We start from the raw sequence: 24,912 nt of genomic DNA, 5'->3' as shown, positions 1-24,912 counted from the left end.
AGGCGCGATTGCGAAATAAGCCGCTTGAAGTAGAACAGATCCCGACGACTGAGAGTCCCTTCCTCCTGCCAGGAACCAAAAACCGGGTTGGGAAATAACCCGGTTTTCGATGCGCTGACGGGCATTTGATAGACATGAAAGAGCCCGCCGGGGATTGGGGACGCGAGCGGGCTCTTCGTCGAGGACCTTGGAGCACCCCGACCGGCGGGAGGAGGGGGAGTTTGCCCGCCGCGCTCCCAAACTGCGCTGGTTCAATGATTGTTCCAAAAGGTCAGGTTCCTTCCTCGAAGTCCTGCAGCGTCGCATGGCGGAGCGTGTGTTCGCCTCGAAGGAACTTTACCCGGCCGGTGATGCCCGGTTTGACCCACTCGACATCATCGGCAAAGGCGCTCGGTACCCGCTGGGCCGGCTTCGAGGCTCTGGCCTCCTGGACACGCTTCCACAGACGCTCCCTGAGGCCCTTGGGAAGCGTCACAGCAGCCGTGCCGGCATACCGGCCACCGCGCGCCATGATGGCTGCTGCTGGCTTCCCAGGCTCCCGCTTGATGCCCAGCAGTTCGAAGTCGCCCACGTCCCAGCACTTGCATTTGACCCAGGCATCGACCTTCCCGCTTCGATAAGGGCTTTCCCGCCGTTTCGAGACCATGCCTTCGAGGCCCATCTTCTCGACCTGCTCGAAGAACTCGGCGCCGTTGCCTTCGACGTGATCGGAATACTGGATGATTCCTTTGGCCGGTTTGACGAGATTCCAGAGCTTCGCCTTGCGCTCGATCAGCGGCAGCGAACGGAGATCCTGGCCGTCGAGGTGGAGCAGATCGAAAGCGACGAATGCGAGCTGTTCGGCATTCCACACCATCCGCGAATGCATCTGGTGGAAGTTAGGACGGCCGTCTGGCTCCGGCGCGATCATTTCCCCATCGATGATGAAGGTCTTGGCGGGCAGTTTCTCGGCTGCAGCGACGATAGGCCAGTAGCGTTTGGACCAGTCATGCCCATTTCGAGAGAAGGCACGCGCGCCAGCCCAGTCGAGCACCAGCTGGGTTCGAAAGCCGTCGTATTTGATCTCGTGCAGCCAGTCGTCGCTGATCGGTGGCGTCTCGACCTGGAAGGGCTCAAGCGGCCTGATGAACTTCAGCCGCTCTCTATGTTGACTCATGCACTCGACTCCGAACCGGACTCAAGCCGTTGAAGGCCTTAGGGTTCCTCGTATTTTAGCCAAATTGTATGAGAGATTGCTAATGGAGGTTTGAGGGGGGAACAAAAGGGGATTCACAGATTCGCGGTTTCGATCTAGGATTCAACCCATGGACGCAATCTTCGACGATATCGCCATTGCCCTCAGGAAGCCCCAGAGCGATTTTGGGGCCAAGGTCCGCGTCATTGCCCTAGATGCTGCCGGCAAGTTTCTGGTGGGCGTTGCTATCGGGCTTGGCATCACCGTCGGCAGCCGACTGATCGCCGGCTAGCCCTCCTCTCCGCTCTGTCTCATTGCAGGACTACAACGCTGGCACAGGTCTTGCATTGAGAAAGGTTGCCGGCTGATCCCGGCCCCGGTCGCATTCCTCATCGGGTTGCAAACTCGTCGGGCTCGAGGTTGCGGGGCCTCGCCCGGCGGGTTTGCCATTATATTAGGCAATGCTTGTAAATAGAGCAACGGAGGAAGATAATGCCCTTTGCGAGGAGCCTTGAGGGAGGGTCCTATGCGGTGGCCTTTGGTCGTTATCGCCCTGTTTGTTGGATTGGTCCTTTGGGACCACTTTGCCAATGACAGCGCCTATACCGCGGACATCGAACGCAGCTTTGCGTCCTTGCAGACGGCCGGCGGCTGGAGAGACCCCACTATCCATTTCCACAACCCGCTCGACCAGTGAACGCTAACTCCGAGGACGGGCCTCTGGGCGCGCACTCGCCCTGGAAGTCCGGAGAAGGTCTTCATTGTCGAGCAGGACGTGCCCGATGCGGACGGGTGCCTATGACGGCGGCGGTGTCGTCGAGTTCGAGGAAAGCTGGCATGCCGCATCATCGGGCGATGAAGACCCATTAAAGCTCTGGCAGACCGCCAGCCCGCGTTCCCTGCCGCTGCTCTCCTAACACCGCGCGAAATCGTCAATCCACTTCCCTTCGGAGCCCACTTGCGTGCGCGCCACGGTTGCGCGATGCTGCCCTTGGGGAAGACTTTGGAGGGGCTCCGATGAAAGAAACGGACAAGCTGTATGCCGAGGCTCTTATTGCGGCCGGCATCATGACTGGCGGCCTATGGTTTTCATCCCAGGCCTACCGTGGTGGCTTTACCTGATCGTTTTGATGATAATCGCTGGAGGCGTCTACCAGGAACGCCTTAAGACTGTATCCCGTGAGAAGATCATCAATCGCGGCGACTGGCCGAACAAAGGTGAGAAATTATTGATCGCTATCGGCCGTCGGCCGTCGCGATAGGCATCAACAATGCTAATCTTCTCCAGGCGAACCTTGCAGAAGTTGATCAACACGGCTGCGCCGCACGTGCCCGCCGATCAATTGCGCAAACTGGCGACGAATGTCGACAAGCCCAACAGGAATGGGATTCCGGAGGTTTGGGAACTCTATCTGTTTGTAGGGCACCTCCTCGCACACGGAGCCAAGCACGAAACCCTTCTTGCGGATGGCAAACGACCAGATATCCATCTCCCCGATTACTCCATGTACGTCGACGTCAAGGCCATTTCTGACGACCACGCGCACGACCTGTATCCGGTCGGATTTTTTATGGACTCCTTCAGGGAACAGATTGTTCGACGCCTACCCGTGCATGGTGATTTCAATGTGAAGTTCGGATCTCGCCGGGAGAAAATCGATGGCCAAACTGTGCACGTTCCTGTCCTGCCGCCTAAAAACGATATCTCAAAGATTGCAAAAACTCTGGCCAACGATCTGCTCAGGCGAGGTGGCGACTTCGCTTCGCCGTTTTCCCATAGCCTTTTTTTCGAGGGTGTAGAGACCACGGTCACTTTCGCTCCAACCCGCTACAAGGACATGCCGCTGATCGGAGCAAATTTCTCGACGTTCACAACTCATCGAAAGCACGACCACAACGTCGATTCCGTCGCAAAGGGCGCACTTGATACTGCAGGCAAGCAGCTGAGTTCGGTGCCCGCCGGAGCAATCAGAGGTGTGTATCTATGCGACGGAGGTTCAGACCTTTGGACTAAAGGATCGCCATACAGAACATTGCCGATTCACGATATCGCGAACCGGTATATCGCGCGGAGCAGCAAGCTCGACTTCATCGTGCTCTTCACGGTCCAAAAGTACGAGCAGCCGTCGCGTTCTTCTTCCTTCGGGTCCGTTCTGTTGCCCCGCTCCCTTCGCGGTGACGGAGAAACGAGATACACTGTTAGTTACAGCGTGATCGCGAGAGAGGCCTCGCTTCGGCACTTAGTCGAGATCCTAGTTCGCGAAGCGCTGCATCAACTGGATCCCCCGCTTCAGAATATAGAATCGGCGTACGGCAACCGAATGAAGACGGGAAGTAATTCGGGCTTCCGAGGCGGGATGACGATTTTTGGACACAGCAAGATACGAATTCCAGCGAGGTCGCTGGCGCAAATCCTTGCAGGGGGATCTGCGTTAGAGATTCTAGACGGCGAGGACAGCCGACATCCCCGAGCTTCAGAGATATTTGCTCAGTTCGCAAAGGAAGGAAGAACAATTACAAAGATCGACTTCATCGAAGGATATCCGGACGATGATGATTGGGTCGACATTACATTCGGCCCGGAGGATGCGGCCATCTCTCCGCTTATTGTTCCAGTAGGCGGAAAACCAAATAGCGCCGCAAAAACCAAATAGCGCCCGCATCACTAGCAGAGGGGGAATCGCATGAGGTACGCAGTCTTGTTGCTCGTGCTTGTCACCACAGGAGCTTCCGCCCAGGACAAGCCCATTGACCCGGTGGACTTTTTGGTCGACTGGAAATCGGAGATCGGGCAGCAGTTCCGTATCCATGATGTGACGATCTACGGGGCTACCCAGGAGTACGCGGTCGCTATTTTGGACGGGCAATATATTACCGTTCACGAGCCGTGGCAGGATATGAACGATATGCGCTTCATCCTGCGCTACTGTGCGACACCGCTCCCCTCGGACGCGTGCAAGATGACGATCACGGCCACCGTTGCGAAGGATTTTATCGGCAAGCTTCAGCTCGTCGACGTGGATTTTGAGATCCCGAATTAGCATCGTTCCGCTCCCCTACTGCGTCCCTGCTCTGGTGCGTTCTCTGTGCGGCTGAGCGTTTGGGGCGGCTATGGGTCTTGCCGTTCGCAGCAATCTTCATGGACTTTCCACTGGGGAGCCGGCTTGTGCAGGGCGTTAGCTTGCGCAATTGTCGGGCGACGACCGGGGGAGGCAGATATGGCTGACAAGCAGTATACGAGAATGTCGCTGATCGAGCGAAGCGCGCTCACTTTTCAGTCGTTCCTCGCAAGAGATTTTGGAAATCGGTTTTACCAGTCCGAGTTTCTTGACGGCATAACAGCGCGCCGGATGGAAACTATAGGACGCCTCGGCAAAGCGTCGAGCCAAGCGTTCGTGCTTGCGACGGTGCTGGCTTTTTTCGATCTAATCTCAGGCAGCAGTTTCACTTATGGCGGTTTGACGCTACAGATTACAAAGGATCTCGCGCCGATCATCTCGCTGATGACGGCAGGAGCTCTCCTCAATACTACGTTTGCCTTCATCGATGATCAGATTATATTTCGCATTCTTCTGAAGATCGGAAGCCAGATCAAAATCCAAAATTTCCCGCTGCTGCTTGTCGACAAAATGGCTCATAACCTCTGGGGTGATGCGATCGTGCCGAGGTTGTATGGCCAAAAGTCAGGCCGAGGTCAGAGGATAGCGGTCACCATGTTAGGGATCGTCGCGCTACTAGTGTCCGCGGCGATGTACCTTTACCCAGCCCTCATGGTCGGCCGGGTGTTCTTCGACGCTATATGGTCTGACACTAGGTGGGTTGCCAAAGCAATAGCTTCCCTGGCGGTGGCAGTGACAGTTTGGGCGCTGTTGCTTGGCGCCATCTTCATGACCAAATTCACATTCTATCCGGCCGATTGGCACGAATCGACCGACCAGCCGACTGAAGAATTTATTCGGCGCATGCAGGCCGAGATCGCCCAGGACGACAGAAGCGCGAGCGATACTCAATGATCATTCGTCGGTCCGCCCAAGTCGATTTGCCTCGCATTTTTGACGTCATCGCCGATCGCCTTTCATCGGAATATTTGACGTCAGAGCGCCACCAAGGTGATCCTAACGCCACACTCGAAGATGCGCTCCGAAAAGCTAGAAACGGGTTTCGCAAGGCCATTAAAGAGAATCGTGCCGATACACTCCTCATCAGTGAGGGCGCGCCCTTAGCGCTCGTTAGGTGGCAATTCCAAAATGGGGACGCTCACACCGGATTCGCTGCACCGGAGGCATTCTTCGAAGCCAAGTACGTTCGGCCCATGGCCCGATATGTCCGGGATTTGCAGAAGAGGCTCGGGAATGTACCTCTTGTGGCGTCCAATTGGTCTGGCCGGGACGACGTTCGACGCTGGTTTGAGATCTTGGGTTACGAGTTCCTTATGCATTACGGGCCTGCACAAATCTTCCTGTTACGAGCGGCTCCGAAATAGGCCGAAGGTATGCCGCCCTGGTCTCGATCGCCCCCTGGTGCCCCCGGCATGACCGCGTACGCAACGTTAGGAAACCTCATATCTAATCGCTGGCAGGCTTGCTGGGCCCCGCGAACCGTACATAGATGCGGCTCACGCAACAGAAGGAGATCGACGTGAGAGCAGAGTTTCAGGTCTGGCAAGACAGCAGCATTATTTATCGCTTGGATTTTCCGAACCAGGAACCCTGGCAGTTCGGCGAATTCTCAAAGGCTGCAATTGACGACTTCCACGCCCAATATCCTGCCATCTCGATCTTCGACGTTCAGTTCAAATGGGTCAACTTCGTCGACGGCCAGCCTGAAAACTAAGGCACTATCGGGAGCGCTGCGTAAGCTGAGCGGAGCCCATGAAGGCCAGAAAGCGCGAGCGTCATGGCCTGGATCCTGCATGGCCGCGATCAGGTGCTCAGCGAAGGTAGCAGTGAGTCGGCCACGGGCGGCATCAGCCGAAAGCTCCGGACATAGAAACCATTGACCGTGCCGTAACCGGGAAAGCCACCAAAGCCAGCCGTGTCTATAGGGTTGCCCGAGGTTTCAGGCGTCGTGTTGACGATAGCGGCGCCGCCATCCACCGATATGGCGATTCGACTGGCCGTTCTGGTGAGCGCCAGCTTGTGAGCGCCAGCCCCATAGAGCGTCTCATCGACGAGGTCTCTGCCGATGATTGCGTCTTCGGCAACGTTGAGATTGGGCGAGCCGCTGCCCATGGCGTTCTCTAGCCAGAGGCTATGGGCGCCGTCCGCCAAGTCTTGCAGAACGAGGATTTCACTGAAGCTGGTCGACGACAATTCTTCCCACTCGATGACGACGGTCCAATCCAAAGACACGAAATCGGCCAGGAGATCGCCGGCCGCCAGCACGTAACCGTCGGGGTCGGGATCTGCTACAATCTCCAGACCGCTGGCGCCGACACGCTCCGGCTTGTCGATGATATCGGCCAGCGCGACCGTGGAGTCATCCTTGGTGTAGACCTCAGTGAGGAAATCGAGATCCCACACGGTCTCGATCGTCGGCAGATCTGCGGGAAGTTTGGGCGGATAGAGCGTGATCGAGCGGATATAAATGTCGTTCAGCGAGTTGCCGGTGCCCACGCCGTCGTGGCCGATCAGGATGGTGTCGACGGGCAGGGCATGCGAGACATAGCTCACGGTCTGCGTCAATGCCGAGTTGCCATCATGGCATAGGGCATATTCGAAATCGCCGCCGCCGACATCGCGGGCCAGCGTCAAGGCGATCTTGTGGGTGCCCGCTCCGGTCACGCTATCGTCGATGAGCAGGTCCCAATTGTCATTAAGCTCGCCCACTGCGACGATGATGGCCTCGTCGGCGAGATCCAGGTTTGGCCCGTCGGCAATGAACATCAGGAAGCCGCTGGGATCAATGGCGGACTCGAACTTGAAAACAACGGTGCCGCCAGTTTCAACCGCAGCTGCCATGTCACAGAAAAGGGCTCCGATTGCCTTCGGCCGATTCCCGTTGGATGGCGTGATGCGCATGCCGGATGCCGAGATTGCCCCGGGATCAAAGTCGCCGCCTAGTAAGGTCGCAATGGCGCGCTGCGCCGAGCCGGCGAAATAGCGGCCGTTGACGAAATCGAGGAACGCAATGGCGTCCCACGGAACCCAGCCCGGGCGGGTCTGCCGCCTGGTTAGCGGTTGAGCTGCGACACCTGGCATCATGGAGCGACGTCCTCTCGTTCGGTGAGAATCCAAAGATTGCCGGGCGTCGTCGGCGCGTCCGAGGGGTCGGGGACGAGTGCCGCGCCGATTCCCTTGTAGGTCCGGCCCTTGTAGGTGACGCGGATGGCCGACACATCGATCGACAGGGGTGAGAAGGTATAGTTCATGCCATCGCCGGCCTCGGTCCACACGTTGGTCACGCCGTATTTGCAGTAGTAGGTCCCGTTGTCGTATGGGGTTCGCCCCACGGTGCCATCGGTGCCGCCAAAGAAGCCCGTGCCCTGCAGCGGCCCGTCCGTGAAGGTCGTTCCGCGCATCTGCAGCGTGGCGCCGGCGACGCCATGGAACACCTCGCCGCCGCCGCGGGTCGGCACCGTGATCGCCAGGGCCTCACCGCCGATCGGCTGATATTCGGCGCGCGGCCACCAGCTGAAGATCGTATGGGTCGTGCCAAGCGCACACATAACCACCGTCCAGGGCTCCAGCGAATGGACATCAGGCAGGCTCGGCAGGCCCGTCACGTCGTCCATGTTTGTCGGGATCCATCCGCTCTCGCCATTGCGCTGCCTGTAGCAGCCATAGCCGGGGCCGGGATGCGTGGCGCCGAGATATTCGTATTGGAAACCAGTAATGTACTCCACAGCGTTGGGCGTGGTCGGGTTGGCATCGAGCGGCGATTCTTCCGCGACGGCCGTCCAGTCCCAGGGCTGCTCGCCGTGGACCACTTCGCCAATCGCGGCGGCCGGATAGGGATAATTCTTGACCACCGAGCGGCGCGCGATGTCGAGCCGGAAGGCGATGTAGCGGTCGGTGTTCCAATGCACGCCGGTGATGCGGCTGAAGGGACCAAGGTCGACCGGATGCGCGACGGAGCCGAAAGACTGTGCCATCAGCGCGCAGCCTCGATCTGCTGCAGCACCTCGCTAAACATTTCCGCCGAGCATTCGTGAAAGTGTTGTGCGGCCCGCAAGCCATCGATCAGCCGATCCACGTGGCCGCGCTGCCGGACGTCGGCGAGGATAGCCACGCGCTCTTCAGGCGACGCTGTCATCCAAGCTTCGGCCTGAGCAGTCAAAACGTCGAGCTTGCCGGCATCGGCGAGAGCAGCGCGCAGTTCTGTCAATTCATCCATTTACCGCAAACTCCCTTTCAATGAAGCACCAGCGCGCCGAGGACGACCAGCGAAGCGACGAAGGCCAAGACTGGCATGATCAAGCCTTGCGGCCGGCGTAGATATGCCGCGCCATGCCGCTGAAGCCGGCGTTCGCTTTGGCAATCGCCGCATCCCAGGATGTCGCAGTCGATTGCTTCTGTCCCGACCGTGCCGCTCGCTCGTGGAGGCGAAATTCGGAGAAGGATGGGTGCGAAGTGGAAACCACCTGCCGGGGCTTGGTCTGGCCATAGATGACGATGTCCATGGCTTCGTGGAATGCCTCTGCGAGATGCGCGACATCACAGCTCAGATCCACGAGCTGATCCCGTTCAGCCTCGCTGAAATACCGCCAGTGAGGCGAGCGGTTGTTTGCTTCCATGAAGAACCGGACATTGTCCTCGAAGCAGGTAAGGCCGCTGTGGTCGCCGGCAGCAGCGCGGCGCCAATGTGATGGCCAGTGATTGGGAATGGTCATTTCGATTTACCTTTCTTGCTGCGACGAGACGGTGCCGACTCTGCGGCTGCTTCGTCTTCGCCCGTGGATGACCGCGACAGCAGCGCTGCGAGGTCGTTGTCGGTGGTAATGATGATGCCCGAGCGACGGGCCTTGTCCGCGGCAGCCAAGAGCAATTCCTCGCCCTCGTGGCGAAGGCTGATGAGCCAGCCCTGGACCGTGCCAGCGATCACGTTGCTGTCGGCCACGTTTCGGGCCCGCAAGTCGTCCTGCAGCCACGTCGCGAGTGGCCGGATGTGTAAGTGCCACCACGAGCACACCACCGCGATCACCGCGTCCTGGTATGCAATCTCGCCGGCTGTTCCTTCCTTGGCCGCATTCTCCAGTTCGATACGGCGACGCTGTGCACGGATGAGCGCGATTTTCTCGGTTCGAAGCTCGTCGTCATCGTCCTTCGCCGCGGCCGAAAGATAGGCTAGCACCGAGTCCCGCAGTGGGTATTGGTTGCGGCCATCACGGCGAAACACGCCTTCCTCGACTAACTGGCGAACACGCCGGTCTGTGAGGTCGAGGACATCGCCCAATTGCCGTCCCGTGACTGTCAACGTCATGAAATTCATGGGTTCAGCCTCGAAACGGAAACGGCAGTAAAGTTTTGAAATCTGGCGCTAGAGCTTCGAAGTGCTGCGCCGACCCGCTATGGTTGCTATGTTTTTGGGAGGACCCCCTCGTTGCTCGGAATGTCGATGCAGCCAGACCGGGGCCGAATCCGATCTGGCTGCGACGCATGACCGCGAGAAAGGAAACCGCGGCCGCGCCTTTCATGAATGAGGTCGGGCCCGGCACCGGAGAAGAGACAGTGCCGAGCCCTAGCCAACCGGACGGCCCCGCAGCCACGGTCGAGCATGGTTGAGACCGGGCAGCGCCAACCGTCCGGTCGAATAGCGATGAAAGGATCTCCACGTGAATCACTCGGCCGCCTCGGCCATGGGGATAGGCTCGGCATTCGGTGGATCTACGTACTCGACGATAAGGTCCGCCGCGTTGATCGCAGGCGCCGGGCGGGCATCGGCAAGGCGTGCCAGAATGGCAAGGACTGTCCGGGCATCGCTATAGGCTGGCGCGTCCCAGAATGCGGGATCACCGACCTTGAGACCCGGCAGGGCAACGGCCGCTAGGCGTGCGGGCAACACGTTGGTGGTGCGAGGGACGTAGCTTCTGCGGATGAGGCGGCGCCGGGTAACAGTGGTAAAGCCGCCAGCGCTGCCACTCGAAATGACTCCCTGGGCAGAGCCGCGATACTTCGCGTTCAGTTCAACCTGCTCGTCCTCGGGGAGAACTTGGATGTCTCGCGCATTCGAATAGCACCATACGTCGACGGGTTCTTCGCTGATTGTTTTCTCAGGCTCGCCGAGCTTGGCGCGCACCACCACTTCTGGATCCTGCAGAGGCGTCGCGCCGTCTGGCAGATTGCGATTGGCCTCCTCGACCGCGATCTGCGCCGCGGCGATCGTCTGCAGCAGAGCTACGAAGCGCTTGCCGATGTCGGGATAAGCCTTTCGCAGTTCCTTGGCTGCGGCATCGGCTTGGGCCTTGGCCGCATCGTATCGAGCAATCTTGACTTGCTCTGCCTCAGCATTGCGGGCCTGCTCGATCCGGCGCTCAAGTTCGGACCTGGCGGCATAAGCGCGTTCGATCTCGCGGTTGGCGATCTCGATCTTGCGCTCGACCGCTTCGACATCCTTGTCGGTGCCATCAAGCAAGGTCTGGCGCCGATCGTCCTCCAGCTTTTCGGCATCGGCTTCGAGGCGCGGGACGTCGATCTGTGCCAGTGCGCGCTCCAGGTCGGCAACGCTCTTTGCCTGGCCGCGGATGCTCTTGAGGATGCTTTGGATCACGGCGCTTCGCCTCATTGGGTTTCGATGCCGTGAAGATGAGCTTCGAAACGTCCATCCCCAACCGGCGGAAACGTCCAAAACGTTCAAAACGTACACGCTACTGGAAGCCTAGCGTTGCTCTCATGCCAGGGACAGACACGTACCAGCGGCCAACGACCTTCCACGACAATCGGTCGTCATCCCGGCATAACCTTCGGACCTTCGATTTCGAGATGTTGAACCGGCTCGCTGCTTCTCCCGCCTCGATCCAATCCTTGCCGATCAATTCGGGGCGTCGATCAGGCTCCGGGAACGGCGCTGTGGGTTCCTCTTCTTGAGCGACGGCGGCGGCGATCGCATCGCGTCCGATGTAGCGGCGGAGGTCCGCCAGCGCGGCTTCTGCCGCGGCGACATAGGCTTCGAGTTGTGGATCTGGAGCCGTCATGCTGCCCTCCCAGCGGCAAGCCGGCAAATCGGAACCAATGTGGCAAATGAGGGTTTGCTAATGGAAGGGATTGCAACCCAGGACGCAGAGGAATGGTCGAACTTTTGAATTTGGAAATGGCGGTCGCCAGACAGCGGGCGAAGCGCGCCGAACTCTCCCTCCAGGAGGCAGAGACCATGCTCAACGAAAACCACGGTCTTGCGATCAGTGTCGCGCTTTGCTGCCGCATACGTGCCGGGCAAGCGCGAGCGAAAGCAGCCCGGCGGCGGCTGCTCAAGATAGCGCCCACCAACCCGCATTGAGGAACCAACACGATGTCGATGCTGTTCGCACCGCTTGACTCGCACTACGAAGAGCGCGCCGCTCTCCACCGAGCCGCTCGGCTTTCGATGCTTCATGACCGGATTGCGAAGCGGATGAAGAAGGTGGATCACCTGGCCGACGAAGTTGAACGCGCCGCGGCCGAGTTGGTCGACGTCACCCAGGCTACCGCCATTGAAGCTTTCCGCGGCGCAATGTTCCGCAGTTAGGTAGGCTTTCTTCGCCTCGAAGCGGAGCAGACCATCGGACTCTGGAGGAAGAGCGCCGACATATCTGGGCTCGGCGGCTTCATAGCCATGAGGAAGCGTCGAGCGCGCTCTCCCAAACCCAGAAATGTTTTGTCTAAAACCTTTCTGAAGAAATCTAACCTGAACGGGACAAGGCGGGACATTGCGGGACACGTCCCGGTCTGTCCCGGTTACGGGAAGGCGGGACAAACGGGACATGTGTCTATAGACATGTCCCGATGTCCCGGTCCCGGCCGACCTACCCATGACAGCGCCAAGCATGGTCGTCATAGAACTGGACCTGACCATGCTCCCTCAGTGCGTCGCGGGCTCTTTGGAAAGCCTTCTTCTTGGCGTCCGTTGTGTCGTCGGCCGAGTGGCGGTAAAAGTGTTGGCGCCACGTATCGATGCGCACCACGTTGCATGGTGGCCAATCCGCCCCGACCTTCTTCTCGCCCGCTTCGGCCAAGGCATCATCGAGAGCATTGAGCGCCGCTCGGTTCTTTGCCGAGAGTGTCCTCTTGCGGTCGGCCTTCACCGTGACGTCTAGCTCGGGGACGAGCGTTTCGCACGACTGCACCATGCGGAAGCCCCAGGAACCGTTGCTGTCGGCGTCTTTGTGCCTTTCGACCGTCAAGGTTGCCGTCATGGCTTCCTTGTCGCCCTCGACCTTCAGGCGGGTGTCGAAGCTGCCCCAGAAGTGGGTATGCATTCGAGCGCGGCTGTCATCTTGCCAGCCTGTATGCGCCACCGTCAGGACAGAGGCGCCGGTTTCCCGCAGAATGCGTTGGATGCCCTGCACCCAAGCCCTGGCCGTCTTATCCTCGACTTCGGATCCGGCCATGGTGCCGCCGAAGATGTCGAGCACGACGAGGGCAAAGGGCCATCCGCTCTTCATCGTCTCGATCAGGCAGGTGACATCATCGACGACATCCAGCCGGATCTCCTTCGGATAGAGGAAGGCTCTGCGATAGACATCCTCGATGCGGTGGTGATCGTACCAGCCTGGGATACGAAGCCGGCCGACACCGTTCGCGCCCTCGGTGGCGACAAATAGGACTCCACCGCTCGAAACGATGCTCCCGGCGCCCGCGGCGTTGCCGTGCCAGTCCTGCCCGGTATCAACACTTAAGCCGATATCGATGGCCAGGAAGGACTTGAAGCTGTTGGACTTCCCGAACATCAGGGCGGTCGATCGCTTCTGAATTAGGCCTTCGACCAGCCACTCGGGCTCGGGCAGATTGCACATGTCCTCGTACGAGAGGAACCGGAGCTTGTTGTCGCTCAATAGCTCCTCCTCGAAATGCGGCGGTACTCTCTCGCGGCCTCAGCAATGTGCGTTGGTGTCGCCGGCGGCACTGGCCGCCAAGGCCTGTCGTTGAACTCGGCCACGATGCCGGCGACGTAGCTGTGCAACCGTGCGGTCGGGTCGTGCTCGTAGCCCGCGTCATCGAAGTGAAGCACCGCGCATTGAAGGTGATTGCGGGCCGCGGTCAGGTGTCGGACGGCCGCATCAATGAACATTTCCTCGACGCCTGGAACGTTGGGCCGAATGATCATGCGGCGCCCCCGTTTCCATAGGCGAGACGGGCAGTCGTGATCGCCACCGACATCGACATCGGAAAGCGCTGGCGGATCCGGAGCGCTTGAAAGTTGGTCAGTGCCTCGGTAATGTCGCTGGTATCGACTGCCGCCAAGCTTTTCGATATTTCCAGCGAGCCGGTCTTGAGAGAGGCCGGTTTTCGCTTTTTACGATGCTCCATCAGCATGCCCTCGCAAGCCTGAGGGCGTTTGCCAATCGCAAAGCCTCAATAGCCTGAGGTGTGGTCAGGCCGCAGCGTTCCCGAACTTCGGGTATCGTCGCGCGGCCGCTGTGCTCGCGCGGGCTGGCAATAAACTCGGCAGCTTGCCGGATGATTTCGTTTGGTTCGAGGTCGGTCTGCATTAGGCGGCCCTCCGGCGAGGGTTCGGCCTGCGCTCAAGCGCTTCAATCCAGGCTTTGACGGAAGGCACTCGGTAGAGGATGCGGCCGCCGAGTTCGACGTAGGGCAAGCCGTCCGGCAGACGCTGCCATCGTATCAACGTGCGCTCGCTCACTCGCAATTCTTTGGCGAGGGCAGGGCGGTCGAGATAATCGTCAAGCAGGCTCATTCGCTGACACTCCTTTCGATGAGTTGACAGCGAGAGCCTAAGTTCGGACGCCCATAGAGCGCGGCCGGAAATGGTCAGAAAAGGTCAGTTTTGAATTTCTGACCTTGCCCTTTCGAGGAAGGCGACCACATGCCCTCTGACCGTGGAATTTGCCGCGGAATAGCCTTCGCGTTCCAGCAAATCAGTTACCCACCGCTCGACGTCGGCCTGCTTATTCCAACCGACATCGTTGAGCTCATCTGGGAAACCGTCGGCCGCTATCTTTGTCTTGAAGGCGAGGTAATAGGCATCCCAGTCAGCTACTTTTTTCCGGCCCCGCCGGCCGCCATTCTTGATCGGGGAAACAGGGTTCTGCACCGGTTTTGAGGCTTCACGGTCGCGGTCTGGGAGCTTGTTTGCGGCTCTGATGCGATCTCTCACGGAGTGGTCGTGCGGGATTTCACCATATGTCAAAAACCGAACACCTCGAAATTCGATGCCTTCTCCGATTGCCCTGGCCTCTTTGATGTTCAAAACTAGAAACGGCCAGTACCTGTTCGGAATCACCTCTTCTCCCGCATCCATATGGCGACGGCCGAAACCAATCCAACTGCCGGACCCGATCATCTCCATCATCAGCCGATCAACTGCCAAGTTTGAGTCGCTGATGAGCCGCCGGAGAGGTTTCACAATTTCCTCGAATTGTGTGCGATCAGCATCCTTGGCGCCGCACAGGGCAAAGACCTGAGTTTCATTGGCAAGATTGCGCTCGGCATTCTCGACGATCTCCTTGACCGAGACCTCGGGGTCAGTCCTGGACACGGCGAGTTCAAGGACGCGATTGCGGACTTCCTGCGGGGTTTTCCAGGGGAGGCGGGTCATCACGCGCCGCCTTTCAGCGGCTTGACTTCCGCGCCGTCGGTCTTGGCCATGACGATCGATCCGACACGCTCCGTTGCCTGTCGCAGTGGATCATCCATAAGGTGGCTGTAGCGGGCCGTGGTGGCCGGCTGTGAGTGACCCAGTAGCGCGCCGATGATCGGCAGCGAAAGGCCCGAACTGGCCAGCACTGAGGCGTAGGTGTGGCGTAAGTCGTGGATGCGGGCCGATGGGGTTAAGACGATCTTCTCGCCACCTTTGCCGTCAGGAACGGTTTCAGCGGTAACGATGCCGGCCGAAAGACAAAGCTCCCGCCATTCCGCCTTGATTTCGACCCGGTGATCGGAGCCTCGGCCGGGGAACACATAAACCGCATCATCCTTGGCCTTTTCGCGAATTTCGGTGAGCAGCAACCGGGCAGGGGCCGACAATGGCACCCGATGCATGGTTTTCTGCTTCGTGGTCGAACCCGGCTTTGTCCATACGCCGGCAGTGAGGTCGAATTGCTCCCACTTCGCCGCCTGCACTTCACCGCGGCGCGCGCCAGTGAGCAGCAGAAGCCGGAAGATGTTCGCTGCCTGCTGATCCTCCAGGCCAGTCAGAGCCTCTGTCAGTTTCGCCAGTTCCGCCGGGGACAGATAGCGGTGACGCTTCTGCTCGTCGTTGCGCTCGACCCCTTTGGCCGGGTTGTCGTGACGCCACTTCCACTTGATGGCTAGTCCGAACATCTTGGAGAGGACGGACACGGTCCTGTTGGCAAGATAAGGGGCTGTCTTGGATATCTTCCGATGCAGGCCGTCGATATCAGTGAACTCGACCTCGGCCACCTTCTTGTTTTTGAGGGCCGGCAAAATATGGTTTTTGACGAGGGCGCGGTAATCGCGAGCGGTCGAGTCCCGCTTCTTCGTCAGATGCTCCCTCTCGAATCGATCACACAGATCGGCCATCGTCTTTGCCTCCCGAGCCGCCGCGACTTGGCCCATCGGGTCAGCACCGACATCGATCTGCTTCTTGAGGCTCTTCGCTTCCTCGCGGGCTGCGGGATATTTCCAATCCTGGCAGGAGCCGATCGTGTAACGACGCTCCAGGCCGGACCTCGTCCGATAGTTGAGGATAAATGCCTTGGCGCCGGCTTTGGTGACGCGCACCCCAAAGCCCTTTATGTCGTCGTCATAGGTGATCTTGTTTCCGCTGGCCGGTGTAGGCAGCGCCTTTATGACTGCATCCGAAAGCTTCACGTCCCCGCTCCTGTGTCCGCACTGTGTCCGTTCATCCGACACCAATCAGCTTGCGGCCATTGTCGCATGGTGTCATGATTTGTCAAAACATGTCCTTTACGAATCAACAGGTTAATGTGCGGACACGGAGAATATCGAACAGGATCAAGGCCTTGCCGAAACGGGTCGAAATGAACTTTTAATCAGTAGGTCATGGGTTCGAATCCCATCGCGCTCACCAAATTTCCAACCCATTTCAACGAGATAAGGTTTCGACTTCGAGACGGCAGACCGCTTCTCACGCCCCGGCTTATCTGTGGCTGCCAGATTCGTGATTGGCACCGAGAAAGCCCGGCAGCCGAAACGACCCGACCAGGTGGCATTTGGTCTTCCTGTCTCGTTTCAGGACGGGAATGCTTGGCATCGGCTTTGCACCGCAGACATGGCCGGTTTGATCCCCGGCAGCTCGTCGGGCTTGAAGGCCGTTGTTGGGGGCCTCGCCCGGCGAGTTCTTCCCAAAGCGACCCTGTCGGCGCCGCTGCTGCCTTCCGCCTAGGCTCAACAGCCTTCCGTGAATTCTGACTGCCAGGTTCCGCAAGATCGCTTGCGGCGAGTCCCTCATGCTCGGTATGCGGCTTGCGCGGGCAGGACGGTTGCGCGATGCTGCCGTTGGGGAGTGGTGTCGCAATATCGATTCTGTGGAATCACCACTATGTTCGTTGACTACTATGAGCTGCTCGAGATCAGCCCGAACGCGAATTCGGAAACGATCGAGCGGATATTTCGTTACTTTGCCATGCGCTACCATCCCGACAATCGGGATACCGGCAATGAGTCACGCTTCAGCGAAATCGTAGAAGCCCATAATACGCTCAAGGATCCAGTCAAACGCGCCCAATACGATGTCCAGTATAGAGACCATCTGAGCGTTCGCCGCGAGCTCGCCGAAGAAGCCAGCGATGCCAAAGGGCTTGAACGGGACGTTGTCATCCAGGCCAAGCTGCTGTCGCTTCTCTATGTAAAACGTCGACAGGACGTCAACAATCCTGGCATCGGCGATGAAGAGCTCGAACGCTTGTCGGGCTGCCCGCGAGAACATCTGGAATTTCATCTTTGGTATCTGAAGGCAAAGAGCTGGATAGCAAGGATCGAAAACGGGATGTTCGCGATCACCGTAGACGGCATCGATCGCGCCAATTCAGAGCATCGCCGTGAAACCGTCGCAACCAGGCTGCTGGATCATGCAACTTGACGATGCCCTCTAATACTGCCGGCTGATCGGTTGCTTTTACATTCGCGAATGCTTGTGTTCGAATTCGCCGGGGCCATGGTTGCCCGGCGAGTAGGATCGATCCGGTGTGGGCCGGCCGCGCCATGCCTGGTTCCGTGCAACCTGGCAGGTAGCGTCAGGATGGCGGCCCAAGGGGAGGATAAATTGCCCGAGAAGAAGGTGATTGCCGTCAAAGACTGGACTTGCGCCATGAGTGACGAACTCGGCCGCGTGGCCCTGACCGTCAATCCGACAGACGGTGAGCCGATCCTGGTCTTGCTGACGATCTTTCAGGCGGCAAAGATGGGGCGCGAGCTGCAGTCGCCGAAACGCGTTCAGTTTTCCATCTAACTGGGGATCGAGACGTCGGCAAAGGCTGGAGCGGCACCCCAACCTTGTCGCCAGGCGGGGTGGCGGCTAAGCTCGATCCTTCCCGAAGGAGAGCTCGACCATGGCACTTGACCTTTCGGTGGATGCTTCAGCCGCTAAAGCGGCGACGCTGCCTGGCAAATATCTGTTTGGCCCGGTCGCCGATTTCCTCATGCTCGGCGGCAGCGCGTTTCTGATCCTGCCCATCCTGTTCCTGGTGCCGCTCGAATATGAAGGCCTCGTCGCTGCAACCATGGTCGTCGTGGCATATCTGGTCAACTACCCCCACTTCGCCCACTCGTACCAGATTTTCTATCGCAATTTCGGGCGCAAGGTGAGGGGCAACGGATACGAGAAGAGCCTGCAGCTTCGCTATATTTTCGCGGGCATCGTCGTCCCCCTGATCATGGCCGCGTTCTTTGCATATGGCGCGGCAAGGGCGGACACTCGGCTGCTGGGATACGCAGCCAACGCCATGTTCTTCTTCGTCGGTTGGCACTACGTCAAGCAAGGCTACGGCATGCTGATGGTCGACGCCGTGCTGAAGCGTAAATTCTTCGACGATCGTGACAAGAAGGTGCTGCTGGTCAACAGCTATGTCGTGTGGATCCTGGCATGGCTCCAGACGAACACGGCGGTGACCCAGGGGAAATATTACGGCCTGGAATATTACACATTCGCGGTCCCTTCCTGGATAACCAACATTGCCCTGCTGGCGGCCGTCGCCTCGACGGCGGCCACGGTTCTGATGCTGATCAACCGCTGGCGCAGAAATGGTCATGCGCTGCCGTATAACGGCATCGTAGCCTATGTCGCGTCGCTCTATCTGTGGATCCTGATTGCGAGGATAAACCCGCTCTGGCTGCTAGTGGTGCCGGCGCTCCACTCGCTGCAGTATCTGGCCGTGGTCTGGCGCTACCAGACGAACGTCGAGCGCGACGTCGCGGATGCCGCACAAAATCCGCAACCGAAGGTACTGTCCTTTCTCGGACCTCTCTACAGGCTTAGGGTTCTGGGATTCATCGTCGGGGGTGGTGCGCTCGGATATCTCGGCTTCTGGCTTATGCCGATGGCGATGACTGCCTTGATCCCCTACGACAAGCAAGTCCTCGGGTCCTCGCTGTTCTTCTTCATCGTGCTGATCTTCATCAACGTGCACCACTATTTTCTGGACAACGTGATGTGGCGCCGAGGCAATCCTGAAGTGTCCAAATATTTGTTCCGCTAACGCTGAAGCCGCAGGTCGGAGCAGCAGCCGGGTTCACGCCACCAGCGACACGTTCCCGCCGGCATGGCGCTCGAGGCGTCCGGCGAGGTCGAGCTCCAACAGCACCATGGCGATCTGCGCGGCGCTCAAGCCTGTGTGGCGGATGATCTCGTCGACCGCGATCGGCGTCGGGCCGAGCGCTTCCAGCACGTCGGCGCGTTCGTCGTCGCCGGGCGGCGGCATTGCCGACAAGTCGGGCGCCTCGGCGAGCGGCATGGTCCTTGGCGGGCGAGTGCCAGCCAGCGGTGCCAGCGCGCCCAGAATGTCGGCCGCTTCGGTGACGAGCGTGGCGCCGTCCTTGAGCAGCGCATTGCTGCCGGCGGCACGCGGGTCGAGCGGCGAGCCCGGAACCGCGAAGACCAGTCGGCCCATCTCGCCGGCCAGCCTGGCGCTGATCAGCGAACCCGAGCGCTGTGCGGCTTCGACCACGACGAGCCCGAGCGCAATGCCGGCGACGAGGCGGTTGCGGCGCGGGAAATCCTGCGCTCGCGGCTGCCAGCCGAAAGGCATTTCCGAAACGATGGCGCCGCCGCGCTCGGCGATGTCGTCGCACAGACCGGCATTTTCCGGCGGGTAGGGCACATCGAGGCCGCCGGCCAGCACTCCGACCGTGCCGGTCGAAAGGCTCCCCTGATGCGCCGCGGTGTCGATGCCGCGTGCGAGGCCGGAGACGATGGCGTAGCCCTCGCGACCGAGGTCGCTCGCCAGCATTCTCGCCATCTTGATGCCGGCGAGCGAGGCGTTGCGGGCGCCGACGATCGCCACCGCAGGGAGACGGAACACCGCGCCTTCACCCTTCACCGCCAACAGCGGCGGCGGGTTGTCCAGGGTCTTCAGCAAAGCGGGATAGTCTGCTTCGCCGATGCCGACGAACCGGGCGCCGGCGCGCCGGGCCGCTTCCAACTCCGCCTCGGCTTCGCCGGCGGAGGGAATGCGAGCGATGCGGTTGGCGCCGCCCGAGATCATCAGCTCGGGCAGCATTTCGAGCGCGGCTTCGGCCGAGCCGAAGCGATTGATCAGTTCGCGAAAAGAGGCAGGGCCGACGTTCGGCGTGCGGATCAGGCGAAGCCAGGCAAGCCGTTGCCGCTCGCTAAGGCGCGGGCCGGTGACCGGAGCACTCACCCCTTCGCCCCGATCTTGCCCTCGGTGCCGGCGAGCAGCCGCGAGATGTTGGCGCGGTGCTTGACGAAGACGATCAGGCTCATCAGCGCGAACAGGCCGGCGATCTGAGGCGTGCTGATGAAGTAAAGCGCGATCGGCACGACCACCGTCGCCGCGAGCGCCGCGAGCGAGGAGTAGCGGAACAGGAAGGCCATGGCGAGCCAGACAACGGCGAAGACAACCATGCCCTGCCAGGCAAGCCCGAGCAGCACGCCGAGGTAGGTGGCGACGCCCTTGCCGCCCTTGAATCCTAGCCAGACCGGAAAGAGATGGCCGAGGAAAGCGCCGAAGCCGGCGAGCAGTCCGAAGTCCGGCGAGAAATGTCCGGCGATCAGCACTGCCGCGGTGCCCTTCAGCGCATCGAGCAGCAGCGTCGCAGCGGCGAGCCCCTTGTTGCCGGTGCGCAGCACATTGGTCGCGCCGATGTTGCCTGAACCGATCTGGCGGACATCGCCGAGACCGGCCGCGCGGGTAATCAAAAGCCCGAACGGGATCGAGCCGAGCAGGTATCCGAAGATCAGTGCGAGCCCGTAACCCATTGTCCCCCACCTATTTCAGCCGATCCAGCTGCTTCCGGCTTTGGTCGATTGATGTTCAGGCCGAAAACACTGTGCGGCCCGCTACCATGGTTTGCAAGACTTTGCCCTGAAGGCGCGCGCCTTCGAAACAGGTGTTCTTCGACCGCGAGTGCAGGCCGCTCTCGCTGACGATCCAGGGCTCGTCAAGATCGACCAGCGCAAGATCGGCCGCGGCACCCGGCTTCAGCGTGCCGCCGGGCAGGCCGAACAGTCTTGCCGGCGCGGTGGACAGGGTCTCAACCAGCCTGAGCAGCGGCACATCGCCATTGTGGTAGAGCCGAAGTGCTGCGCCAAGCAGCGTCTCCAGCCCGATCGCCCCGGCGGCGGCATCCGCGAAAGGCAGTCGCTTGGTATCGACATCCTGCGGGTCGTGCGAGGAGACGATGAGATCGATCGTGCCGTCCTTGATCGCCTCGACCATCGCCATCCGGTCGTCCTCGGCGCGCAAGGGCGGGGTGAGCCGGAAGAAGGTGCGGTATTCGCCGACATCGTTCTCATTGAGCGACAGATTGTGGATGGCGACGCCCGCCGTGACATTGGCGCCGTCGGCCTTTGCCCGGCTCACCGCGCCAACCGCCATCGCAGTCGAGATCTTGGCGGCGTGATAGGCGCCGCCGGTCAGCCGCGCCAGCGCCAGGTCCCGCTCCAGCGGGATGAGCTCGGCCTCGCGCGGGATGCCGGAAAGGCCGAGCCAGCTCGCATAAAGGCCCTCGTTCATCACGCCGGCCGAGGCAAGGTCGGCATCCTGGGTTTCATGCGCGATCACGCTACCGAAATCGCGGGCATAAGTCAGCGCGCGGCGCATGACCAAGGCGTTGGCGATCGTGTGTCGACCATCGGTGAAGGCCACGGCGCCGGCTTCGCGCAGCAGGCCGAACTCGGTCATCTCGCGGCCGTCGAGACCCTTTGTGATTGCCGCCGCTGGGAAGATGTTGACGCTTGCGGTGTCCCTTGCCGTGCGCAGCACGAATTCGACCAGCGCCACATTGTCGATCACCGGATTGGTGTCAGGCATCATGACGATGGAGGTGACGCCGCCGCCTGCCGCAGCGACGCTTGCCGAGGCGATGGTCTCGCGGTGCTCACCGCCGGGTTCGCCGATGAAGACGCGGGCATCGATGAGACCCGGAATGATCGTCTTGCCGGCGCAGTCGATGACGACAGCGCCTTCGGGCGCGCCCTGGTTCAGCGCCGCCTTGCCGGCGGCGGCGATCCGGCGGCCGTCGACGATTACCGCACCGATCTCGTCGACACCGCGCGAGGGGTCGACGATGCGGGCCTTGTTGAAGACCGTCACGCTCATGCGCCGCGTCCCTCCTGGTTGCGACGCGGGTCTAACAGCGCTTGCATAACCGCCATGCGCACGGCTACGCCCATCTCGACCTGTTCCTGGATGACGCTCTGCGGCCCGTCGGCGATCTCCGAGGCGATCTCGACGCCGCGGTTCATCGGCCCGGGATGCATGACCAGCGCATCCTCCTTGGCCGCTTTCAGCTTCTCGGCGTCGAGGCCGAAATAGCGGAAATATTCGCGGATCGACGGCACGAAGGCGCCTTCCATGCGCTCGCGCTGCAGGCGCAGCATCATCACGACGTCGGCGTCCTTCAGTCCTTCCGCCATCGAGCGCGACACAATCACGCCCATCCTGTCGATGCCCGCGGGCAGCAGCGTCGAGGGTGCGACCACCCGCACCTGCGCGCCGAGCGCGTTCAAGAGCATGATGTTGGAGCGGGCGACGCGCGAATGCAGAATGTCGCCGCAGATCGCCACGATCAGCTTCGACAGCGGTCCCTTGGCGCGGCGTATGGTCAGCGCGTCGAGCAGCGCCTGCGTCGGGTGCTCATGCGCGCCGTCGCCGGCGTTGACCACCGAGCAGCCGACCTTTTGCGCCAGAAGCGCTGCCGCGCCCGCCGACTGATGGCGGATGATCAGGATATCCGGACGCATGGCGTTGAGCGTCATGGCGGTGTCGATCAGGGTCTCGCCCTTCTTCACCGAAGAGCTCGCCACCGACATGTTCATGACGTCGGCCCCGAGCCGTTTTCCGGCGAGCTCGAAGGACGATTGCGTGCGGGTCGAGGCCTCGTAGAAGAGGTTGATTTGTGTCCGGCCGCGCAGCGTCGAGGTCTTCTTTTCAGATTGCCGCGAGATCGAGACGGCCCGGTCGGCGCGATCGAGCAACAGCTCGATATCAGCGGGGGAAAGATCGCGGATGCCTAGAAGATGGCGGTGAGGGAACAGCGGCAGGGACGAAGCGTCGGTCATCTCAAGGCGCTGCTATAGGGTGCGGTCCGGCCAGCCGCAAGCGCCAGCTTTGGATTGCGCGCGTTCTCCCCGGTATTTTCGTCGCGCGCCTTGCATTGCTTGGCTATAAGGCCCGATGGCTTCGGATTCGCGACCGCGGCCTTGAGATGGTAAGGACCTCTCTGCCAACTGAAGGATTGGGCGTGACCGACGAGGTGATCAACCAGCCGCCGCCACTGACGGGCGGCAACGCATGGCGGGGCGATCCGTTGCTCATCCAGCTTGCCGAGCGTTTTTCCGATTCCGTCCGCAAGGATCTGGACGGGCTCGGCAGGTTCGTCATGACGCAGGAAGCACAGGAACTTGCCCGGCTCGCCAACACCGACACACCGAAGCTCAGGACGCATGACCGCCAGGGCCGACGCGCCGATCTGGTCGAGTTTCATCCCGCTTATCACGCGCTCATGCGACGCTCGGTTGCCGGCGGCCTGCATTCCTCGGTTTGGGAAAACGGCGATGCCGAGATCGGCCGCCGGCATCAGGTGAGGGCGGCGCGCTTCTACCTGACCGCGGAGCTCGAGACCGGACATCTTTGCCCCATCACCATGACCAGCGCTTCGCTGGCGGCGCTGATGGCGAGCCCAAAGCTGTTCCGCGAATGGGCGCCGCGCGTGACAACGCGCAAATACGACCAGAGCCAGAAGCCGCCGGTGCAAAAGACCGGGCTTACCCTCGGCATGGGCATGACCGAGAAACAGGGCGGCACCGACGTGCGCGCCAATGTCACAAAGGCCGAGCGCGCGGGAAACGGCTTCTATCGGCTGACCGGGCATAAATGGTTCATGTCGGCGCCGATGTCCGACGCCTTTCTCGTGCTCGGCCAGGTGCCGGAAGGGCTTTCATGCTTCCTGGTTCCGCGCATTCTGGGCGACGGCTCGGGCAATGGCTTCCGTTTCCAGCGCCTGAAGGACAAGCTCGGCAACCGCTCCAACGCCTCGTCGGAGGTCGAGTTCGCCAATGCCATCGGCGAGATGGTCGGCGAGCCGGGCGCCGGGATCAAGACGATCATGGACATGGTCACGCTGACCAGGCTCGACTGCGCCGTCGCTTCGTCAGCGCTCATGCGCGCCGGGCTGGCCGAAGCCGTCCACCACGTGCGCCATCGCCAGGTGTTCGGCATCAGTCTGGTCGATCAACCGCTGATGCAGCGGGTCCTTGCCGACATGGCGCTCGACGTTGCCGCCGCGACGGCGCTGTCGTTCCGGCTGGCGCGTTCCTTCGACGAGGCGGCGAGCGATCGCGGCGAGGCGGCCTTTGCACGCGCCATGACGCCGGTGGTCAAATACTGGGTATGCAAGATCGCACCGGCCTTGCTTTACGAGGCGATGGAGTGCCTCGGCGGCAATGGCTATGTCGAGGAAGCGCCGCTTGCTCGCTATTACCGTGAGGCTCCGGTCAACGCGATCTGGGAAGGCTCCGGCAACGTCATGGCGCTCGACGTGCTGCGTGTGCTTGGCCGCGCGCCAGGCCTGTTCGAGGAGGTGCTGGCCGGCATCGACCGCGACCTCGGCGCCGGCGGGCGGGGTACCATCGGCGTGCTCAACGCGGCCATGCAGGTGGCTTCGACCGACCAAGGCTCGGCGCGCCTGCTGACCGAACAGCTGGCACTTTCGGCGGCGGCGGCGGAGCTGCGCCGGCTGGGGGCAGGGCGGATCGCCGACGCCTTCGTCGAAACAAGACTCGGCGGCCAATGGCGCACCACCTACGGCATGCTCGATTCGCGCCATGACGCGCGCATGATCATCGACACGCTCTACCCGCCGCTGAGCTGAGCAGCCTGAAAGGCGTTCGATCGCCGGCCTGTGGATTGCCGTTAACCTTAACGAATGGTTTCCGTTGCGGGGAGGCTTCGCGGAGCCCACTCTGTCCACCGGAGTAGGGAA

At 60.8% G+C, this 24,912-nt stretch carries 32 protein-coding genes; 13 read left to right on the top strand and 19 right to left on the bottom strand.

From position 1 onward, the window contains the following. Positions 1-271 precede the first annotated feature (271 nt). The gene (locus tag EOD29_RS22925) at positions 272-1,156 is read right to left on the bottom strand and encodes an RNA ligase family protein (RefSeq protein ID WP_127247976.1); all 885 of its coding nucleotides are present in this window, start codon (positions 1,154-1,156) and stop codon (positions 272-274) included. Between the two features lie 148 nt (positions 1,157-1,304). On the opposite strand from EOD29_RS22925, the gene EOD29_RS36010 reads away from it, so the two are divergent. From EOD29_RS36010 to EOD29_RS22905, 7 genes are all read left to right on the top strand, one after another. Continuing rightward, complete coding sequence (locus EOD29_RS36010; protein WP_164763810.1) at positions 1,305-1,466, top strand: hypothetical protein; 162 nt, start codon at positions 1,305-1,307, stop codon at positions 1,464-1,466. A 234-nt stretch (positions 1,467-1,700) separates the two neighbouring features. Beyond that, on the top strand, positions 1,701-1,871 hold the full coding sequence (locus EOD29_RS36005; protein ID WP_164763809.1) for a hypothetical protein: 171 nt from the start codon (positions 1,701-1,703) through the stop codon (positions 1,869-1,871). A gap of 85 nt (positions 1,872-1,956) precedes the next feature. After that, positions 1,957-2,091: a hypothetical protein gene (locus EOD29_RS37890; protein ID WP_281059223.1), complete on the top strand. Its 135-nt coding sequence runs from the start codon at positions 1,957-1,959 to the stop codon at positions 2,089-2,091. Positions 2,092-2,469: 378 nt separating this feature from the next. Further along, positions 2,470-3,828 (top strand): hypothetical protein, encoded by a 1,359-nt coding sequence (locus EOD29_RS22920; RefSeq protein ID WP_127247975.1) that lies wholly within the window; start codon positions 2,470-2,472, stop codon positions 3,826-3,828. Between the two features lie 30 nt (positions 3,829-3,858). Beyond that, entirely contained in the window at positions 3,859-4,215 is a 357-nt protein-coding gene (locus tag EOD29_RS22915; RefSeq protein ID WP_127247974.1) for a hypothetical protein, read from the top strand. A gap of 177 nt (positions 4,216-4,392) precedes the next feature. Beyond that, entirely contained in the window at positions 4,393-5,187 is a 795-nt protein-coding gene (locus tag EOD29_RS22910) for a hypothetical protein (protein WP_127247973.1), read from the top strand. A 625-nt stretch (positions 5,188-5,812) separates the two neighbouring features. Beyond that, entirely contained in the window at positions 5,813-6,007 is a 195-nt protein-coding gene (locus EOD29_RS22905; protein ID WP_127247972.1) for a hypothetical protein, read from the top strand. A gap of 89 nt (positions 6,008-6,096) precedes the next feature. On the opposite strand, the gene EOD29_RS22900 is transcribed toward EOD29_RS22905, so the two are convergent. The 7 genes from EOD29_RS22900 to EOD29_RS22870 form a co-directional block, all read right to left on the bottom strand. After that, a complete protein-coding gene (locus EOD29_RS22900; protein WP_127247971.1) occupies positions 6,097-7,377 on the bottom strand; it encodes a hypothetical protein in 1,281 nt (426 codons plus the stop codon). Then, positions 7,374-8,267 carry a hypothetical protein gene (locus EOD29_RS22895; protein ID WP_127247970.1) on the bottom strand — a complete coding sequence of 298 codons (894 nt, stop codon included), beginning with the start codon at positions 8,265-8,267 and terminating at the stop codon, positions 7,374-7,376. The genes EOD29_RS22900 and EOD29_RS22895 overlap by 4 nt, the downstream gene beginning before the upstream one ends. Then, positions 8,267-8,500: a hypothetical protein gene (locus EOD29_RS22890; RefSeq protein ID WP_127247969.1), complete on the bottom strand. Its 234-nt coding sequence runs from the start codon at positions 8,498-8,500 to the stop codon at positions 8,267-8,269. The genes EOD29_RS22895 and EOD29_RS22890 overlap by 1 nt, the downstream gene beginning before the upstream one ends. 88 nt (positions 8,501-8,588) lie before the next feature. Then, entirely contained in the window at positions 8,589-8,909 is a 321-nt protein-coding gene (locus EOD29_RS22885) for a hypothetical protein (protein WP_127247968.1), read from the bottom strand. 92 nt (positions 8,910-9,001) lie between these two features. After that, the gene (locus tag EOD29_RS22880) at positions 9,002-9,604 is read right to left on the bottom strand and encodes a hypothetical protein (protein ID WP_127247967.1); all 603 of its coding nucleotides are present in this window, start codon (positions 9,602-9,604) and stop codon (positions 9,002-9,004) included. Between the two features lie 348 nt (positions 9,605-9,952). Beyond that, positions 9,953-10,882 carry a hypothetical protein gene (locus EOD29_RS22875; protein ID WP_127247966.1) on the bottom strand — a complete coding sequence of 310 codons (930 nt, stop codon included), beginning with the start codon at positions 10,880-10,882 and terminating at the stop codon, positions 9,953-9,955. Between the two features lie 97 nt (positions 10,883-10,979). Continuing rightward, positions 10,980-11,306 carry a hypothetical protein gene (locus EOD29_RS22870; protein WP_127247965.1) on the bottom strand — a complete coding sequence of 109 codons (327 nt, stop codon included), beginning with the start codon at positions 11,304-11,306 and terminating at the stop codon, positions 10,980-10,982. A 92-nt stretch (positions 11,307-11,398) separates the two neighbouring features. Here EOD29_RS22870 and EOD29_RS22865 point away from each other — a divergent pair, with 92 nt between their 5' ends. Beyond that, a complete protein-coding gene (locus tag EOD29_RS22865; protein ID WP_127247964.1) occupies positions 11,399-11,608 on the top strand; it encodes a hypothetical protein in 210 nt (69 codons plus the stop codon). Between the two features lie 12 nt (positions 11,609-11,620). After that, positions 11,621-11,836 (top strand): hypothetical protein, encoded by a 216-nt coding sequence (locus tag EOD29_RS22860; RefSeq protein ID WP_127247963.1) that lies wholly within the window; start codon positions 11,621-11,623, stop codon positions 11,834-11,836. A gap of 277 nt (positions 11,837-12,113) precedes the next feature. Here EOD29_RS22860 and EOD29_RS22855 read toward each other — a convergent pair whose 3' ends face one another. From EOD29_RS22855 to EOD29_RS22825, 7 genes are all read right to left on the bottom strand, one after another. Further along, entirely contained in the window at positions 12,114-13,142 is a 1,029-nt protein-coding gene (locus tag EOD29_RS22855) for an AAA family ATPase (protein ID WP_127247962.1), read from the bottom strand. Further along, positions 13,139-13,414, bottom strand: a complete 276-nt coding sequence (locus EOD29_RS22850) for a hypothetical protein (RefSeq protein WP_127247961.1) — start codon at positions 13,412-13,414, stop codon at positions 13,139-13,141. Before EOD29_RS22850 ends, EOD29_RS22855 begins: the two co-directional genes overlap by 4 nt. Next, on the bottom strand, positions 13,411-13,623 hold the full coding sequence (locus tag EOD29_RS22845; protein ID WP_127247960.1) for a hypothetical protein: 213 nt from the start codon (positions 13,621-13,623) through the stop codon (positions 13,411-13,413). The genes EOD29_RS22850 and EOD29_RS22845 overlap by 4 nt, the downstream gene beginning before the upstream one ends. Beyond that, positions 13,617-13,799 (bottom strand): hypothetical protein, encoded by a 183-nt coding sequence (locus EOD29_RS22840; RefSeq protein ID WP_127247959.1) that lies wholly within the window; start codon positions 13,797-13,799, stop codon positions 13,617-13,619. Before EOD29_RS22840 ends, EOD29_RS22845 begins: the two co-directional genes overlap by 7 nt. Continuing rightward, positions 13,799-14,005: a DNA-binding protein gene (locus tag EOD29_RS22835; RefSeq protein WP_127247958.1), complete on the bottom strand. Its 207-nt coding sequence runs from the start codon at positions 14,003-14,005 to the stop codon at positions 13,799-13,801. The genes EOD29_RS22840 and EOD29_RS22835 overlap by 1 nt, the downstream gene beginning before the upstream one ends. 84 nt (positions 14,006-14,089) lie before the next feature. Further along, on the bottom strand, positions 14,090-14,866 hold the full coding sequence (locus tag EOD29_RS22830) for a hypothetical protein (protein WP_127247957.1): 777 nt from the start codon (positions 14,864-14,866) through the stop codon (positions 14,090-14,092). Next, entirely contained in the window at positions 14,866-16,101 is a 1,236-nt protein-coding gene (locus EOD29_RS22825; protein ID WP_127247956.1) for a site-specific integrase, read from the bottom strand. The genes EOD29_RS22830 and EOD29_RS22825 overlap by 1 nt, the downstream gene beginning before the upstream one ends. Before the next feature lie 691 nt (positions 16,102-16,792). On the opposite strand from EOD29_RS22825, the gene EOD29_RS22820 reads away from it, so the two are divergent. The 3 genes from EOD29_RS22820 to EOD29_RS22810 all read left to right on the top strand — a co-directional run bounded on the left by EOD29_RS22820 (position 16,793) and on the right by EOD29_RS22810 (position 18,947). Continuing rightward, a complete protein-coding gene (locus EOD29_RS22820) occupies positions 16,793-17,332 on the top strand; it encodes a J domain-containing protein (RefSeq protein ID WP_067319800.1) in 540 nt (179 codons plus the stop codon). 183 nt (positions 17,333-17,515) lie between these two features. Further along, positions 17,516-17,701, top strand: a complete 186-nt coding sequence (locus EOD29_RS22815; protein ID WP_066992556.1) for a hypothetical protein — start codon at positions 17,516-17,518, stop codon at positions 17,699-17,701. A 100-nt stretch (positions 17,702-17,801) separates the two neighbouring features. Next, positions 17,802-18,947, top strand: coding sequence for a hypothetical protein (locus tag EOD29_RS22810; protein WP_127247955.1), 1,146 nt, complete (start codon positions 17,802-17,804; stop codon positions 18,945-18,947). A 33-nt stretch (positions 18,948-18,980) separates the two neighbouring features. On the opposite strand, the gene dprA is transcribed toward EOD29_RS22810, so the two are convergent. The 4 genes from dprA to EOD29_RS22790 are packed head-to-tail and all read right to left on the bottom strand — an operon-like array spanning position 18,981 to position 22,990. Then, the gene (gene dprA / locus EOD29_RS22805; RefSeq protein ID WP_095825355.1) at positions 18,981-20,108 is read right to left on the bottom strand and encodes a DNA-processing protein DprA; all 1,128 of its coding nucleotides are present in this window, start codon (positions 20,106-20,108) and stop codon (positions 18,981-18,983) included. Beyond that, positions 20,105-20,686, bottom strand: a complete 582-nt coding sequence (gene plsY, locus EOD29_RS22800) for a glycerol-3-phosphate 1-O-acyltransferase PlsY (protein ID WP_067319814.1) — start codon at positions 20,684-20,686, stop codon at positions 20,105-20,107. The genes dprA and plsY overlap by 4 nt, the downstream gene beginning before the upstream one ends. Positions 20,687-20,741: 55 nt before the next feature. Continuing rightward, positions 20,742-22,028, bottom strand: a complete 1,287-nt coding sequence (locus EOD29_RS22795) for a dihydroorotase (protein ID WP_095825356.1) — start codon at positions 22,026-22,028, stop codon at positions 20,742-20,744. After that, positions 22,025-22,990 (bottom strand): aspartate carbamoyltransferase catalytic subunit, encoded by a 966-nt coding sequence (locus tag EOD29_RS22790; RefSeq protein ID WP_095777744.1) that lies wholly within the window; start codon positions 22,988-22,990, stop codon positions 22,025-22,027. Before EOD29_RS22790 ends, EOD29_RS22795 begins: the two co-directional genes overlap by 4 nt. Before the next feature lie 182 nt (positions 22,991-23,172). On the opposite strand from EOD29_RS22790, the gene EOD29_RS22785 reads away from it, so the two are divergent. Further along, on the top strand, positions 23,173-24,801 hold the full coding sequence (locus EOD29_RS22785; RefSeq protein ID WP_127247954.1) for a DNA alkylation response protein: 1,629 nt from the start codon (positions 23,173-23,175) through the stop codon (positions 24,799-24,801). Positions 24,802-24,912: the final 111 nt, after the last annotated feature.

The organism is Mesorhizobium sp. M1A.T.Ca.IN.004.03.1.1 (assembly GCF_003997555.1).
Lineage (GTDB): Bacteria > Pseudomonadota > Alphaproteobacteria > Rhizobiales > Rhizobiaceae > Mesorhizobium.
Note: the sequence above shows the minus strand (reverse complement) of the source record. Positions and strands in the feature narration are given on the sequence as shown.